This window comes from Brevibacillus choshinensis (genome assembly GCF_016811915.1).
Taxonomy (GTDB): Bacteria; Bacillota; Bacilli; order Brevibacillales; family Brevibacillaceae; genus Brevibacillus; species Brevibacillus choshinensis_A.
In genome coordinates, this window is record NZ_CP069127.1 from 69202 (window position 1) to 83613 (window position 14412).

Annotated in this window: 20 protein-coding genes and 1 tRNA gene; 14 read left to right on the forward strand and 7 right to left on the reverse strand. The window is 49.4% G+C overall.

Translation table 11 applies throughout. The features are described 5' to 3' along the window. Positions 1 to 124: 124 nt before the first annotated feature. On the reverse strand, positions 125 to 622 hold the full coding sequence (locus JNE38_RS00405) for a ribonuclease H-like YkuK family protein (protein ID WP_203354786.1): 498 nt from the start codon (positions 620 to 622) through the stop codon (positions 125 to 127). A gap of 330 nt (positions 623 to 952) precedes the next feature. On the opposite strand from JNE38_RS00405, the gene JNE38_RS00410 reads away from it, so the two are divergent. Then, positions 953 to 1552, forward strand: a complete 600-nt coding sequence (locus tag JNE38_RS00410; protein ID WP_203354787.1) for a nitroreductase family protein — start codon at positions 953 to 955, stop codon at positions 1550 to 1552. Then, positions 1552 to 2037, forward strand: a complete 486-nt coding sequence (gene tadA / locus JNE38_RS00415; RefSeq protein ID WP_428993708.1) for a tRNA adenosine(34) deaminase TadA — start codon at positions 1552 to 1554, stop codon at positions 2035 to 2037. Before JNE38_RS00410 ends, tadA begins: the two co-directional genes overlap by 1 nt. Positions 2038 to 2118: 81 nt before the next feature. Here the strand turns inward: tadA and JNE38_RS00420 are convergent, their stop codons facing one another. Next, positions 2119 to 2835: a pseudouridine synthase gene (locus JNE38_RS00420; RefSeq protein WP_203354789.1), complete on the reverse strand. Its 717-nt coding sequence runs from the start codon at positions 2833 to 2835 to the stop codon at positions 2119 to 2121. A 175-nt stretch (positions 2836 to 3010) separates the two neighbouring features. Between JNE38_RS00420 and JNE38_RS00425 the strand changes: the two genes are divergently transcribed. Next, positions 3011 to 3099 (forward strand) — tRNA-Ser (locus tag JNE38_RS00425). A 311-nt stretch (positions 3100 to 3410) separates the two neighbouring features. Here the strand turns inward: JNE38_RS00425 and JNE38_RS00430 are convergent. Genes JNE38_RS00430 through JNE38_RS00440 form a run of 3 tightly spaced genes read right to left on the reverse strand, consistent with a single transcriptional unit; the run spans position 3411 to position 6652 of the window. Next, the gene (locus tag JNE38_RS00430) at positions 3411 to 3932 is read right to left on the reverse strand and encodes a GNAT family N-acetyltransferase (protein ID WP_203354790.1); all 522 of its coding nucleotides are present in this window, start codon (positions 3930 to 3932) and stop codon (positions 3411 to 3413) included. Between the two features lie 12 nt (positions 3933 to 3944). Then, the gene (locus JNE38_RS00435) at positions 3945 to 6107 is read right to left on the reverse strand and encodes an ABC transporter transmembrane domain-containing protein (protein WP_203354791.1); all 2163 of its coding nucleotides are present in this window, start codon (positions 6105 to 6107) and stop codon (positions 3945 to 3947) included. A 17-nt stretch (positions 6108 to 6124) separates the two neighbouring features. Then, positions 6125 to 6652, reverse strand: a complete 528-nt coding sequence (locus JNE38_RS00440; protein ID WP_203354792.1) for a hypothetical protein — start codon at positions 6650 to 6652, stop codon at positions 6125 to 6127. 232 nt (positions 6653 to 6884) lie between these two features. Here JNE38_RS00440 and JNE38_RS00445 point away from each other — a divergent pair, with 232 nt between their 5' ends. Genes JNE38_RS00445 through JNE38_RS00460 form a run of 4 tightly spaced genes read left to right on the forward strand, consistent with a single transcriptional unit; the run spans position 6885 to position 9245 of the window. After that, the gene (locus JNE38_RS00445; RefSeq protein WP_203354793.1) at positions 6885 to 7202 is read left to right on the forward strand and encodes a rhodanese-like domain-containing protein; all 318 of its coding nucleotides are present in this window, start codon (positions 6885 to 6887) and stop codon (positions 7200 to 7202) included. Between the two features lie 16 nt (positions 7203 to 7218). After that, the gene (locus tag JNE38_RS00450; protein WP_203354794.1) at positions 7219 to 7800 is read left to right on the forward strand and encodes a sulfurtransferase TusA family protein; all 582 of its coding nucleotides are present in this window, start codon (positions 7219 to 7221) and stop codon (positions 7798 to 7800) included. 48 nt (positions 7801 to 7848) lie between these two features. Continuing rightward, the gene (locus JNE38_RS00455; RefSeq protein ID WP_428993709.1) at positions 7849 to 8970 is read left to right on the forward strand and encodes an MBL fold metallo-hydrolase; all 1122 of its coding nucleotides are present in this window, start codon (positions 7849 to 7851) and stop codon (positions 8968 to 8970) included. Between the two features lie 50 nt (positions 8971 to 9020). After that, positions 9021 to 9245, forward strand: coding sequence for a sulfurtransferase TusA family protein (locus JNE38_RS00460; protein WP_203354796.1), 225 nt, complete (start codon positions 9021 to 9023; stop codon positions 9243 to 9245). 38 nt (positions 9246 to 9283) lie between these two features. On the opposite strand, the gene JNE38_RS00465 is transcribed toward JNE38_RS00460, so the two are convergent. Then, positions 9284 to 9454 (reverse strand): hypothetical protein, encoded by a 171-nt coding sequence (locus JNE38_RS00465; protein ID WP_203354797.1) that lies wholly within the window; start codon positions 9452 to 9454, stop codon positions 9284 to 9286. Positions 9455 to 9568: 114 nt separating this feature from the next. On the opposite strand from JNE38_RS00465, the gene JNE38_RS00470 reads away from it, so the two are divergent. From JNE38_RS00470 to JNE38_RS00490, 5 genes are all read left to right on the forward strand, one after another. Beyond that, positions 9569 to 10360: a sulfite exporter TauE/SafE family protein gene (locus tag JNE38_RS00470; RefSeq protein ID WP_203354798.1), complete on the forward strand. Its 792-nt coding sequence runs from the start codon at positions 9569 to 9571 to the stop codon at positions 10358 to 10360. Positions 10361 to 10450: 90 nt separating this feature from the next. Then, complete coding sequence (locus JNE38_RS00475) at positions 10451 to 10933, forward strand: DsrE/DsrF/DrsH-like family protein (protein ID WP_203354799.1); 483 nt, start codon at positions 10451 to 10453, stop codon at positions 10931 to 10933. A gap of 52 nt (positions 10934 to 10985) precedes the next feature. Next, positions 10986 to 11252: a metal-sensitive transcriptional regulator gene (locus JNE38_RS00480; RefSeq protein ID WP_203354800.1), complete on the forward strand. Its 267-nt coding sequence runs from the start codon at positions 10986 to 10988 to the stop codon at positions 11250 to 11252. 17 nt (positions 11253 to 11269) lie between these two features. Next, a complete protein-coding gene (locus JNE38_RS00485) occupies positions 11270 to 11659 on the forward strand; it encodes a rhodanese-like domain-containing protein (RefSeq protein ID WP_203354801.1) in 390 nt (129 codons plus the stop codon). 247 nt (positions 11660 to 11906) lie between these two features. Then, entirely contained in the window at positions 11907 to 12542 is a 636-nt protein-coding gene (locus JNE38_RS00490; protein WP_203354802.1) for an NAD(P)-dependent oxidoreductase, read from the forward strand. 63 nt (positions 12543 to 12605) lie between these two features. Here JNE38_RS00490 and JNE38_RS00495 read toward each other — a convergent pair whose 3' ends face one another. Next, positions 12606 to 12914, reverse strand: coding sequence for a DUF4870 domain-containing protein (locus tag JNE38_RS00495; protein WP_203354803.1), 309 nt, complete (start codon positions 12912 to 12914; stop codon positions 12606 to 12608). A 234-nt stretch (positions 12915 to 13148) separates the two neighbouring features. Here JNE38_RS00495 and JNE38_RS00500 point away from each other — a divergent pair, with 234 nt between their 5' ends. Further along, on the forward strand, positions 13149 to 13736 hold the full coding sequence (locus JNE38_RS00500; protein ID WP_203357369.1) for a class I SAM-dependent methyltransferase: 588 nt from the start codon (positions 13149 to 13151) through the stop codon (positions 13734 to 13736). A 21-nt stretch (positions 13737 to 13757) separates the two neighbouring features. Next, positions 13758 to 14396, forward strand: a complete 639-nt coding sequence (locus tag JNE38_RS00505; RefSeq protein ID WP_203354804.1) for a DedA family protein — start codon at positions 13758 to 13760, stop codon at positions 14394 to 14396. Positions 14397 to 14412 lie beyond the last annotated feature (16 nt).

Here is a 14412-nt window from a genome sequence, read left to right on the forward strand (position 1 = left end):
CTCATGCAATCCGGCAGTGAAATCGGGCTTTCGAACTGCACGGCTGGGGAGGAGATGGCCAACGATTCGCGAATAACAAAGAACAAACTGGCGGTTTCACCTGGAGCACCGCCAGTTTGTTCCGTCATTTCGTGAATTTGTCTGCGATCGTGGAAGCACAAAAGGAATTTGGCTTGATCTCCGCCCGAAAATGATTGGTCTCTGCTAAGCTTAGCAAAGACTGGATAAACTTACGGGTAGGGCCGTTCGTCCCGATGTCAAAATGCAGGCGAATCGGCGTATCGTGCTGATGGTCTCGGAGGTATTGACGCACCTCCGTAGCGAGACCGACCGCGTACATCGCCTCCTGAAAAATGCGCTGCTGCAGGGAGGAATAACGCCGTTCCTGAAACTTGTGATAAAAGAAGGAGCCTCCGTGGCCAGGGCGAATCACAGAAATGACAAGGGCAAAAAACGTTCCGCGGCTTTTGAGCTGTGAATCGGCTCCCACGATAATTTCGAACGGACCTGTCATTGACGAGATGGTTTGCTCGATGTGGGAGAACACATCCTCCTTGGCAAGCAGCCCTCTAGTCGGACTGTGAAAGCAATCGAACAGGGTATTTGCAGAGGTTAAGCCCACTCACATCCCTCCAGATAGAGGCAATCTATAGTTTCCATGATCCGTACATCATTAATGTATGTAATCTCGCAGAGAGTATGTGAACAGGTAGGGACAAAAACGTAACTAATCAATCAAGTGACCAAGGAGCGAGGCAAGAGGGCATCAATGTACGCTAGGAAGAGTGCTGTCCCAAGAATGCCCGAGTCCGACAAAGATCGTTTGTCCACCTGAAGAAATCATGTGATGGATCAAAAGGCTTCCGATAATAAGAACGATTGTTCTTTATTATACAAATTGCAAAGATCCACATCCTTACAAAATACGCACCGACATAAGGAGGCTACTAACATGATGAATCAATATCTTCCGCAAGTAAAAGAACAACGTGAAGCGGATCATGCGATCGACCCTATTTTCTTGAATCGTTGGTCGCCGCGTTCATACAAGTCCGACGCGGTCCCGGATGAAGTATTGTTCAGTCTGTTTGAGGCAGCACGCTGGGCACCGTCAGCGAGCAATGAACAGCCATGGCGCTTTGTATTTGCCCGTACTCAGGAAGACAAGGAGCGCTTCTATCCATTCATCGCGGATGGGAACCGTGTGTGGTGCGAAAAGGCACCCGTTCTCGTTTTGGTCATCTCCAAAACCATCGGCTCCCGCGGAACACATAACCGTGCACACGCATTCGATGCAGGTACGGCATGGGGTTATTTGGCACTGGAAGCGACTCGCCAAGGGCTCGTAACGCACGCGATGGGCGGCTTTGACCCGGAAAAAGCGCGTGAAGTGCTCGGAATCCCAGAAGGCTACGAGCCGCAAGCCGTGATTGCCGTAGGCTATCAGGGTGAGAAAGAAGCATTGAATGAAGCGCTGCAGGAACGGGAAAAGCCATCGACGCGCCGCGCTCTGTCCGAAACGGTATTTGAAGGTGTGTTTACAGCGAAGTGATCGAACAAGATTTGCAAGCGCACGAGGCGTTCATGAACGCCGCCATGGAAGAAGCAGCGAAAGCAGCGGCAATCGGTGAAGTACCGATTGGCGCTGTGATCGTCCGCAACGGAGAAATCGTAGGACGAGGCTACAATCTGCGGGAAACTCAAAAGGATCCGACGCTGCACGCGGAAATGATCGCAATCCGAGAAGCCAGCGAGCGACTGGGCGGATGGCGATTGATTGGCTGTACGCTGTATGTTACCTTGGAGCCCTGCCCGATGTGTGCCGGAGCGATCGTCCAGAGCCGTATCGAACAGGTGGTGTACGGCGCGCGTGACCCCAAAGCGGGGTGTGCCGGGACTTTAATGAACCTGCTGGAGGAACCTCGGTTTAATCATCAGGTCCCTGTCGTCGAGGGGGTGCTCGCAGAGGAGTGCGGGCAAATGCTAAAGGACTTTTTTCGCATGTTGCGCCAAAAACGACAGCCAAAAGAGAGCTGAATTTTTTCTCCAAACAAACAAACCGCCCGGAAATAGCCAGCTGCTATCGGGCGGTTTTCGTTTCTCAAAAGATAGGTACGCTTACCGATGGTTTTGCAGCATGTCCAGCTCTTCTTCGGTCAGCTCGCGGTACTCGCCTGGCTTCAGATCCGGATCCAGATGCAAAGGGCCCATGCGGATGCGCTGCAAATACGTCACGTGCAGGTCAAAGGCGGCAAACATGCGTTTTACCTGGTGGAACTTGCCTTCCATAATGGTGACACGGATCTCGGATGTCTCCCCTGAAGAGAGAATCTCCAGCTTGGCAGGCATGGTTGTAAAGTCTTCGAGCTCTACGCCTTTAGCAAACTCTTCGACATGGCGCTCTGTTACCCGGCCATCGATGCGGGCGAAGTACTCTTTGTCTACTTTCTTTTTTGGAGACAGGAGGCTGTGAGAGAGCTGCCCGTCATTGGTCAGCAGCAGGAGTCCTTCCGTGTCGATATCGAGTCGGCCCACGGGATGCACTTTGATCGCCCACTCGTAAGGCAACAAGTCGACGACGGTCTCGTGTACGTTGTCTTCTGTCGCTGACACTACTCCAGGCGGCTTGTTCAGCAGGACATAGACCCAACGCTTGAAATTCAGCGGCTCCCCATCGACTACGATATTTTGCTCTTCAGCTATGACATGCATGCCGGGATCCGTAGCCACGACGTCATCGACGACAACCAATCCCTGCTTGACCAGGACTTTCACTTCCTTACGCGTGCCCAGTCCCATATTGGCAAGTACTTTATCCAAACGCTCACGTTTCATGTATGTTCCTCGCTTTTCTTCATCTATCATACCAACTCGCCCAACCTGTTCAGGTATATGGTTATTAGTTTGGCCTAATGCAGCTCGCAAATCAAGAGGAATGCAGAGATTATGTCTTGCAATTTTGCGATGTATTTGCTATAGTTAATAATGTTTCTGATAAAAAAGCATACATGGAGAGATACCCAAGTGGTCATAAGGGGACGCACTCGAAATGCGTTAGGCGTCGTGAGGCGTGCGTGGGTTCGAATCCCACTCTCTCCGCTTACAGCGAAAGCATGATTTTGCCGAATGGCGAGGTCATGCTTTTTTCATTTTCGCTAGGGAGATAAATGAAAACAAGCTGTCATCGCAATCGCTCGATGACAGCTTGTCCATAAAGCCAGCTTATTTTGCTGGAGCTGCTGAAGTTCTCAGTTGTTCGTTTTGCTTCAAGAGGTCAGTCAGGCCAAAACGCCCGAAACCACCGCCTTTTACTTCCTTTTTAGCGAATCCTGGCATTGGAAACATTTTAAAAATCCCCCCTTCTATCAATGGTATATTATGTAAATCATAACATTAGAGTTGAAATAGCGTCAATTCTTCGTATTCGGACGATTCAAATAAAATAGCAAACGGTCAAATTCAGTCGAATAAATATTTTCCGTGCCGTTGTACCCTTCTCTTTTGCCAATCGGCTGCGCAAATTTGCCATACAGACGATTGAGATAGGGATGATCCTCCAAAGCGGTAAACTGAAAGAGTTTGACGGACGGATTCTCTTCTGCGATTTGATTGGCTAAATGGCGAAATCCATGAACGAAGAGTCGGCTGCTTCGGAACTTTTGATCGAGAATGACCGAATTAACCAACACAATCTCGCCTTGAGGATCGTCCTGATAGTCAGCGCTGTAGTACTGGTAATGCCCCCATCCAATCACACGATCCTTTACATCTTCCACCAGGATGATGCGGGCGTGGGGAAGTGTTTGGAAAATATGGGACATTGTGTCGAACAAGGTGAAAAACGGGTGGAACTCTTTGCGATGACGAACAAAGTACAGCGTGAATTTCGCATAGTCTTCATCACTTGTGCACTTCCTGAATTTTCCCAGCATTCGCATGCACTCCTAGCTACGTCTTTGCGCCAACGTTCTTTTCACGTGGGCGTCGATTTCCGGGTAACGGGATAAAATGTAGTAGAGAACCTTGCGCTGAAGGGTTAAAAAGACACAGGGAGTAAGTGCCGTTACTGTTGCAGTCCGAGGTACGTTCTCCAATAGCGCAATTTCACCAAAATGATCGCCGTCCTCCAGTACTGCCAAACGGATTTGCCCGGAATCTGAGTCGGGTGCCGCCTTGGTGATTTCCACTTTCCCACGTGCAATCAGGTAAAACTTCTCGCCAGCGTCTCCTTCTTGGATGATCGCTTGCCCCTTTGCGTACGTTTCTGTCTGAAACAAGTCAGAAATCTCCCCTAATACGGCAGGGTCAACTCCTTGAAAGAATGGGAGGCGAGACAGACGTTCTTGATCGATTGTCGCTTCCTGCCCATTCTGTGAAAGGGACAGGCCGCTTTGCTTTTCCCACAAGCCTTTATAAGATCCGTCCCTATCCAGCATCTCCTGGTGGCTTCCCTGGTCGACCAGCTTCCCTTGATCAAAGACAAAAATTTGGTCATACCCAGTAATGGCTGCCAGTCGATGTGTCACGGAAATAACTGTCCGTCCTTTTGCCAGCTCATCAAAGGTTCGATTGATGGAGGCTTCCGAGATCGGGTCCAACGCGGAGGTTGCCTCGTCTAGCAGCAGTATGGGCGGATCGCGAAGGATGGCTCGGGCGATGGCTATTCGTTGCCGCTGACCACCGGAAAAATTGCTGCCTTCATCGAGCACCATTGTTTCGTATCCATCTGGCAGGCCTATTATGTATTCGTGAATCTCGGCCTTCTTCGCCGCCCATATAACATCCTCGCGCGTAGCCAGCGGCTGACTGATTCGAATATTGTCATAGATCGAGCCGTGAAACAGAAAGTTTTCCTGAAAAACGACCCCGATTCGCTCCCGATAGGCTCCTCGATTCCAATCTGCAAGACTCGTTCCGTTGATTTTTACTTGCCCAAGCTGAGGGTCGTAAAATCCAAGGAGCAGTTGGAGCAGCGTGCTTTTCCCGGAACCGCTGGACCCGACGAATGCCGCTCGGCTCCCGGGGGGGATGCCCAGGCTGACTTCCTTTAGGACAGGCTGCTTCGTTTCATAACCAAAGGTGACATGGTCCACCTGAACGTCTACTTGGCTGTGAGTGTCCGAAGTAAAAGAGATCCGTTGTCCATTCGCTTCCCGAGACTGCGCCAACAAGTCAGAGATTCGCTCCATGCTCACACGCGCTTCCGTGAGAGCCGGGATAACAAAGGTCAGACCAAAGACGGAATTACCCATGGAGGTATACATCGTAAAAAATGCGACGAGCGCGCCGACCGTAATTTTGCCGGTCAAGGCCAGATAGGAGCCGAGTCCGATGATCGTCAGGTTGATGAACAAGAGACTGATCAGCGGGATCCGTTCCAGCTGTTGATTCATGAGATGTCTGCGATAGCCAGTAGCCGATAGCAGTTGAAGGCGCGAGCTGAATTTTTCAATCACTGCCGCCTGCAGATTGTAGCCCTTGATCACTTTTTGCGCTTTCATGTTTTCCTGCAGTTCTGTGGTCATTTGGGTAAATTGCTGTAAATCGTCTTCACTCGCTTTGCGTGCGCGTGGACTGAGCAGATAGGGACCGATAAAGATGGCGAAAGCACCGACGAGTATCAACGCAGCCATGCTCCATTCCAAATAAAACAAGACCACGGTACTGACGATCACGACAAAAAACGATTGGATGCCTGTCGTTAACAGGACATTCATGACTCTTCCTATGGCTGGCAGGTCGATGGAAAAAAAGGCGACTAAATCACCAGACCGAGTCTTCTGAAAATAGCTGATGGGAAGATGTTGGATGTGTTCAAAAATTCGCTTGTGCAGGTCTGCTTGCACGCGAGTATGAAGGCGGGCCAGCGCAAAGTCGCTCAAGATCCCCATGCCCAGACATATGACGCCAGTGAAAACAAGGACTTTCAAAATAAAGAAGAAATAGTCCGGATCGCGAGGTTCAACCGCCTTGTCGATGATGAATTTAAAGCTCAAGGGTGCAAGGGAAATGAAGGCGAGGTCAAACAGTAAAGCCAATAAAAAAAGAGAAGTCAGCAGCTTGTAGGAGCGCATGTAGCTCAGCAGGTTTTTGATGACGGTCAGCATGGTGATACTCCTTGGAATCAGTCGTAGTATACATCATGACGGAACTTGGCCGCGTAGGAGTGCCAGTCCGAAAAGGAGGCACGGTATTCGATGAGGGTACCGTTTTCCGTATCGACAACGGTTGTTTGGTTTGCGAGCTTGGAAAACAACGGACTGAGGTAATCATCTGCAGGTGCCCAAAAGCGCATTTCCCGGATATCGACAGGCAGCTGGGCGAGATGCTGCGTAAAAAACTGCATGGTCCGCAGGAAAAGCAGCGTTCTGCGATAGGGCTCTAAAAAGTAAACCACCTGGATCTGGGCAATATGAGTATCCCGGTAATCGTTCTCCCCTGTTCCCAGAATGCAGCCGATTGTCCCGATCATTTCGTGCTCATCCGTGAAGCAAAGAATGGCGATCTGCTCCATGAAGGCAGGACTCGCAATATAGCTGAGGGTAACGGGAAATGGATAGGGCAGATTAAGCGTAGAGTAATTCTCCAGTAAAAATTCCAGGTAATTCTGCATGTAGAACTCGGTGGCGCAAACGGAAAAATCGTAGCTCATAGTCTTCCACACCTTTACTGGGTCAGGTTACCAATCTCACTTTTCTCACTATAGCAAACAAATAGAGCCGCTGTAACTATCGGCCTTTTCGCGCCAATCGGGTTATTTTATCAGGCAGGCGCTAGGTGTTGACAAAAAGGGAAGAACCATTTATGATCATACCCATAGGGGTATTAGTATACACGCAAATTACCTCTCCATACAAGAAAAAACAAACAGGGAGGCATTCTTCATGAGCAAGGGATGGCAAGACATAACGACAGAGCAAGTGGAAAGCAGACTGTCTAAGGATCCAGGCATACAGCTCATCGATGTTCGAAATCCAGATGAATATGAGGTAGGCCATATACCGGGCGCCAAGCTGATTCCTTTGCCTGAACTGCCTGCTCGCATAAATGAGATTGATCAAAGCCGGGAAGTGATCTTCATCTGCCGGAGCGGGAATCGCAGCGGCAAGGCGTGTGAATACCTGACACAGCTAGGCTTTGCAAACCTGAACAACATGGTCGGCGGAATGCTGGCATGGACAGGGAAACAAGAACGCAACTAAACCAGGAGGGGTATACATGACAGCTCAACCCACGATTTCTGTCGACAAAATATTGGATTGCAAGGGACTTGCATGTCCAATGCCCATCGTAAGAACGAAGAAGGCCATGGATGAACTTCAGCCTGGCCAAGTCATGGAAGTGCAAGCGACTGACAAAGGCTCTCTGGCCGATATGCAAGGCTGGGCCAAAAACACGGGGCATCAATACTTGGGGACCATCCATGATGGAGATGTGCTCAAGCATTTTCTTCGCAAGGCAAATGCCCATGAAGCAAAGGAAGAAACGATGTATCCGCATACCATCTCCAACGATGATTTGTTGAAAAAATGGCAGGCTAAGGAGCCGATCGTCGTGCTGGACGTGCGGGAACCAGCGGAATATGCATTTGAACGGATTCCTATGTCCATTTCAATACCCCTGGGAGTATTGGAAGGCCGATTGAGCGAATTGCAGCCTGATGCTGAGACGTATGTCATTTGCCGCTCGGGAAACCGCAGTGACCTAGCCTGCCAGCTGCTCGCTGAAAAAGGCTTTACACGCGTAAAAAACGTGATTCCCGGCATGTCTGGATGGACAGGACCTACAGAAAACCAATAAGCAAGGGGGAAAAGAATCATGACCACACAAACAGGGGCACCGCAAGTAATGACACCACATGATTTGACACAAATGCTTTTCCAAAAACAGCCCGTGTTTATTCTCGACGTCCGCAATGAAAATGATTTTAACGACTGGAAAATTGAAGGCCATCATGTGCAAATCATCAATATTCCGTACTTCGACCTGATGGACGGAGTAGAAGCTGCACTCGACCAAATTCCAGAAGGCCAGCCGGTATTGGTCGTCTGTGCGAAAGAAGGCTCCTCCATTTTTGTGGCGGAACAGCTCGTGGAAGCAGGTCGAGACGACGTATACTATTTGCAAGGCGGCATGAAAGCTTGGAGCGAGTATCTGGAGCCGGTCAAAGTCGGTGATTTGCGAGATGGAGGAGAGCTGTACCAATTTGTCCGCATTGGGAAGGGCTGCTTGTCTTATATGATCGTATCGAATGGGGAGGCTGCGATTGTCGACACTCTCCGGATGACAGATGCCTACACGGCATTTGCCAGCAAGCATCATGTGAAGATCACCCATACGATTGATACCCACCTCCATGCCGACCACATCTCTGGTGGGAAAAAATTAGCCGATCAACTGGGCGCTGCGTACTGGTTGCCGGAAAAAGATGCGGCAGAGGTTACCTTCTCTTATGAAAAGCTGGAAGAGGGCCGTGAAATTCATGTGGGGAAATCGAAAATCACGATTCAACCCATCTACTCGCCTGGCCACACGATCGGAAGCACCTCGTTCATCGTGGACGATACCTACTTCCTGACGGGTGACATCCTGTTTGTGGAGTCCATTGGCCGCCCTGACTTGGCGGGATTGGCTGAAGATTGGGTGGGAGACCTGCGCCATACTTTGTATAATCGCTACAGAGAGCTTTCGGATGATCTCATTGTCCTGCCAGCGCACTTTGGCAAATACACGGAGCTGGGCGAGGGAGGAGTGGTGTCCGCGCGATTAGGGGACCTATTTGCGAATAACCCGGGCCTGCAAATCAAGGACGAGGGTGAATTCCGTGAAATTGTGACGCAAAACCTGCCGCCACAACCGAATGCGTATCAAGAAATTCGCCAGACCAACATGGGGAAAATAACACCGAGTGAGGAACAGCAGCAGGAAATGGAGATTGGTCCGAATCGTTGCGCTGTTCACGATAAATAAGAAAAAGAATGACAAAAACAAGGATGAACAAATTCGAGGAGGAATGTAAAATGGCAGATATAACGGTAGATACAAAAGGAATGGCATGCCCGATGCCGATCGTAAAGGCAAAGAAAGCGCTGGACGGCTTGGCTTCTGGTCAAACCATGGAAGTGCTCTCCACAGATAAAGGGTCGCTCAATGATTTCCAAGCGTGGGTGAAACAAACCAAAAACGAGTTGATTTCCCATGAAGAGGACAACGGCGTATTCAAATTTCTGGTGAAGAAATCCTAAAAAGAAAATAGCGAGCACGATGAGTAAGTCGTGTTCGCTTATTTCACATCCTCGTAGATGATGCGAATACCGAGTTGTCCGTAGGTTTCTTCTCGGTAATGACCATTCGGGCACATTTTTTCGCAGCGCAAATCATCTATATGAGAAAGCAACGGTTCCTTGCAGGTAGGGCAGCGGTGCTGAAAGATCGATTTCAAATATCGAATCATTTATATCACCTTATTCGCATTAAATTACTTGGATTTATTTTACTCGATCATCCTTCATTTGAAAAGGAGTCAGAACTTCTCAGGGGCGTTACTTTGGGAAGGGAAGGAGGACGTATGGACGCTCTATTGTTTCTACTCATGCTGTCACTGGGCTTATTCGGTTCATTCTTTTCCGGATTACTCGGAATTGGCGGCGCCATCATTAACTATCCATTGCTGCTCTTTGTGCCAGATTGGTTGAATGTTGCCCATTTCACGGCGCAGGAGGTATCGTCGATTTCCATGTTCCAAGTGTTTTTCGCCTCGTTGTCAGGGGTGCTGGCTTTCCGCAAGAAAAACGGGAAGGGCTCGCCTTTGATTCACAAAGGGCTGGTCAAGGATATGGGGATCAGCATCCTCGTCGGGAGCTTGCTGGGTGGCTTCATCTCCAGGTACCTATCGGGAGACAGCATCAATCTCGTCTATGGGATCTTGGCTGTCGTCGCGGTTGTACTCATGCTGATCAAAAACAAAGGGAAGGAAGAGAATCCCGAGGATGTCACGTACAACCGAGGCATTGCGATTCCCTCTGCGTTCGTCGTCGGGATCGTATCTGGCATTGTAGGGGCTGGAGGTGCCTTTGTTCTCATCCCGATCATGCTGACTGTACTGAAAATCCCAACCCGCGTAACCATTGCATCGTCCTTAGCTATCGTATTCATTTCCGCCATCGGTGGTGTATTGGGGAAACTGACAACGGGACACATTCCGTTGTGGCCCGTTCTGTTCACCGTGATCGGCAGTGTGATCGGAGCACCTTTGGGCAGCCGGGTCAGTGCCAAAATGAATGTAAATGTCTTGCGCTATGGATTGCTGATCCTGATCAGTGTGACGGCGATTAAAATATGGAGCGACATTATCCTGTAACGGAGGTTCTACAAATTTCCGTTGCAAATGCGCTCTACTGCATTTAAAATACCTATAGGGGTATAAGTATAACTCAAGGAGGCCTCTTTCATGGAAGCTCAAAAAGAGAAAACAACGATTGTCCTGTTCAGTGGGGATTTAGATAAAGCGATTGCGGCTTTTATTATTGCGAACGGTGCCGCAGCGTATGATCACGATGTCACGATTTTCTTTACGTTCTGGGGATTGAACACCATGCGCAAAGACGAGATCGTCAAGGTGAATAAAGGCTTCCTCGAAAAGGCGTTTGGCTGGATGATGCCTCGCGGCGCCAAAAAGCTGGGGTTGTCCAAAATGAATATGATGGGCATGGGGCCAAAGATGATCAAGCACGTCATGAAAAAGCATAATGCATTGACGTTGCCTCAGTTGATCGAACTGGCTCAGGAACAAGGGGTCAAGCTGGTGGCATGCACCATGACGATGGATCTCCTGGGTCTGCAAAAGGAAGAGCTGCTGGACGGAATGGAATATGCAGGGGTAGCGGCTTATCTGGGCGATGCTACACAAGCGAAAGTGAATCTGTTTATTTAGGCCGCTCCTTTTTCGTATAATACCGGTATAGGTAGAAATAGGAGGAAATTTCATGGACTACAACTACGGTGAAGATATTAAAAGACGCTTGCGCAGGATTGAGGGACAAGTTCGCGGTGTTTTGAAAATGATGGAGGATCAGAAAAACTGCAAGGAGGTAGTCGCGCAGCTGTCAGCTGTGAGAAATGCATCCGATCGTGCTATCGCGCAAATCGTGGCGGAAAATCTTCAGCGCTGCTTGTTGGAAGAGCAGGAGGCTGGAGGAGACACCAGCAAAATGGTGAAGGAAGCTGTTGAGCTCTTGGTGAAAAGCCGCTAAAACGAAAGGGTGTCTATATGGATTTCTCGACTATACTTCTGATTCTCGCTTACGCTGTCACTACGTGGTATTTGATCACACGATTCAGGTCGGTAAAGGGTCTGCAAAATTTATCCGCAGAGGAATTCAAAGATCGGGTGAATCAAAAAAGCAGGGTGATGTTGATCGACGTGAGGGAGCCCCATGAATACAAGAAGGGGTATATTCCTTCGGCGGTCAATATCCCACTGTCCCAGCTGAACAGCCGGGTCAAGGAAATATCCAGCAAAAACGACGTGCTGCTCTATTGCCGCAGCGGGATGCGCAGCAAACAGGCAGCAAAGGTATTGAGCAAGCACGGCTTTACCAACATGGCTCATCTCAAAGGCGGCCTGATTACCTGGAGCGGCGCAATCAAAAAGAAATGAAGGAGAAACCCACAGTGTGCTGGATGGACACTGTGGGTTTTTGGCGATGAATAGGCGGACCAGACGGCAGAAAGAATAATACACCATTGACATCTTGCTCTGTTGTAACTAAAATGATTACAACAGGGGGCAAATGAACACCTTGTTCTTTTTTTACACAAGATGTAACTGCTTTTGTTACAGCTGATCGATCAGGTAATACCATGCCTATATTTGAAGAATCATACCATTATGGAGGGAAATGATCATGAAAATCGCCATTGTCGGTGCAAGCGGGAAAGCAGGTAAATGGATTGCGAAGGAAGCGTTGGACCGTGGACACGAAGTGACGGCTATCGTCCGTGATGCATCAAAAATAGCGGAAGCAAACGTAGCCGTTGTGGAAAAAGACGTCTTTGCCCTGAAAGCAGATGATTTGAAAGGCTATGATGTGGTAGTCAACGCATTTGGTGCCCCATTGGGTCAGGAGCACTTGCATGTCGAAGCAGGGAATGTATTGATTGAAGCCATGAAGGGTGCGCCAGACACTCGCATGATCGTGGTAGGCGGAGCGGGCAGTCTGTTCGTCGATGAAGCGAAAACCACTCGTGTATGGGAAACGCCGGATTTCCCTGAAATGTTCTTGGCTACGGCACAAAATCAGGGAGAAAATCTGCGCATTCTACAAGGCACAGATTCCATTCAATGGACATTTCTGAGTCCGTCCGCTTTCTTTGATGCAGAAGGCGCTCGCACGGGTACCTATGTAGCAGGAAAAGATCATTTGCTGGTAAACGCCAGCGGTCAGAGCTACATCAGCTACGCTGACTACGCCATCGCTGTCCTGGATGAAATCGAAAATCCAAAGCATCGCAACGAACGCTTCACCGTAGGCTCCAAATAAAGCGCGGATCAAAAGCAAAGACCAGCTCAATGACGAGCTGGTCTTTTTCGTACGGTCCGCAGTTTATCGCACCAATGAGCCGATCACTGGATAATGAAACGGTCTGCCTTTGAGCGAGTAGATGATCCCTTTGATCGGATAGTAGATTCCCATCAATCCGAAGACGATCAGGAAAGGGATGCCGACCACGATGAACGAGAGCGCCCAGGAAATGCTGATGAGTACTCCCAAGATCACGTGAAACAAAAGAGCCTGTAGTGCCATATTTTTAGCATCGCGATCCTGCATGAGCAGCCATACAATCAATGGCACCAGGAAGGGCGCGAAAAACGCACTCGCATGTGTGATAGCTTTTACACCGTTATAATTCATCGAATAGTCCTCCTCGTCGTTCATGCCGACTTCTATGATCCTATTGTACATGAGGGATGGAACGGACCAAAACCATCAAAAGCGTGATTTCCCGCTCCGACCACAGACGGAGGAAAATTCCATTCAAATCGGTTACTGTGAATCTTAAGAAAATCTTTTGTTTTTTCACAAGTAATTCTAAAAGAAATCTGGGTAACATGACTAGTAAGCGACAAAAAAGGAGCGAACCAAATGATGATGATTGATTGCCATCAACCGGTCGGCTTAAAAGAACGGCTGATGTTTTTCTATAATTTCTTGCAGGCACCAGGTCAAGTAGGGAGCATTACGCCTAGCTCGCACGCGCTGGCGAAGCAGATGATGAAGCCGGTTGACTGGAAAAAAGCACATACGATCGTGGAGCTAGGGGCGGGAACCGGTATTTTCACCAAATGGATCGATGAGCTGAAACAGCCGGATGCGACCCTCGTGTCATTTGAAAAAGAAACGAACATGCGGAATCGTCTGGAGCTGCTCTTTCCGGGCGCTCTTTTCCACGAGGACGCTGTCGAGCTGGTGAGTGTGCTGGCGGATGCGGGATTGGGCAAAGCCGATGCGATCATTTCCGGCTTGCCGTTCGCAAACTTCCCCCAAGCCTTGCGCGATCAGATCATGGAGCAGGTGTACGCTGCACTGAAGCCAGGCGGAGTCTTTGTCGCCTTTCAGTATTCTCTGCAAATGAAAAAGCAGCTGCAAGCGGTCTTTTCGGAAGTCTCCGTCAAGTTGGTTCCGTTTAATCTGCCTCCTGCTTTTGTGTATGTTTGCCGGAAAGAAATCGGGTAGAGAGGGAGGGAGAAACGCAGAATGGTAGTAGATATGCTGACGGATTCGGTGAGCCAATTCGGCTATTTTGCACTCTTCTTTCTATTATGGCTGGGTATTGTCGGAATGCCGATTCCGGATGAAGTCATTGTACTGTCCGCAGGTGTGTTGACCGCCACAGGTGTGCTGAAGGTCGTACCTGCTTTTATTGCTACGTATCTGGGAGTCGTTTCCGGACTGTCTCTCGGGTACGTGTTAGGGCGGACGGTAGGGGCTCCGGCTCTGAACTGGATCGGGCGAAAAAAGGGGATGAACAAGTACGTCGCGCATGCGCAGTCACTTCTGGAACGGTACGGGAGTTATGCGCTTTGCATCAGCTATTTTTTGCCGGTCGTTCGTCACGTCGTTCCCTATCTGGTGGGGATCGGGAAGATGACTTTTCGCCGATATGCATGGTTCTCCTATACGACCGGGCTTGTCTGGACGCTGATTTTGTTTGGGATCGGGCACTTCACAGGGAATAACGTCGCCTATCTCAATGCTCACTTGAGCACGCTGACGCAAGGGATGGCAATGGGAGTGATCGGTCTGGTTCTCGTCGCAGCAGTCGGACTGTACGGCTACAAGGTGTGGAAAAGAAAGAAGGAACGTATCGTCCCTTCAAAAGAATACAGCAAATAGACCTCCTGCTCTTGCG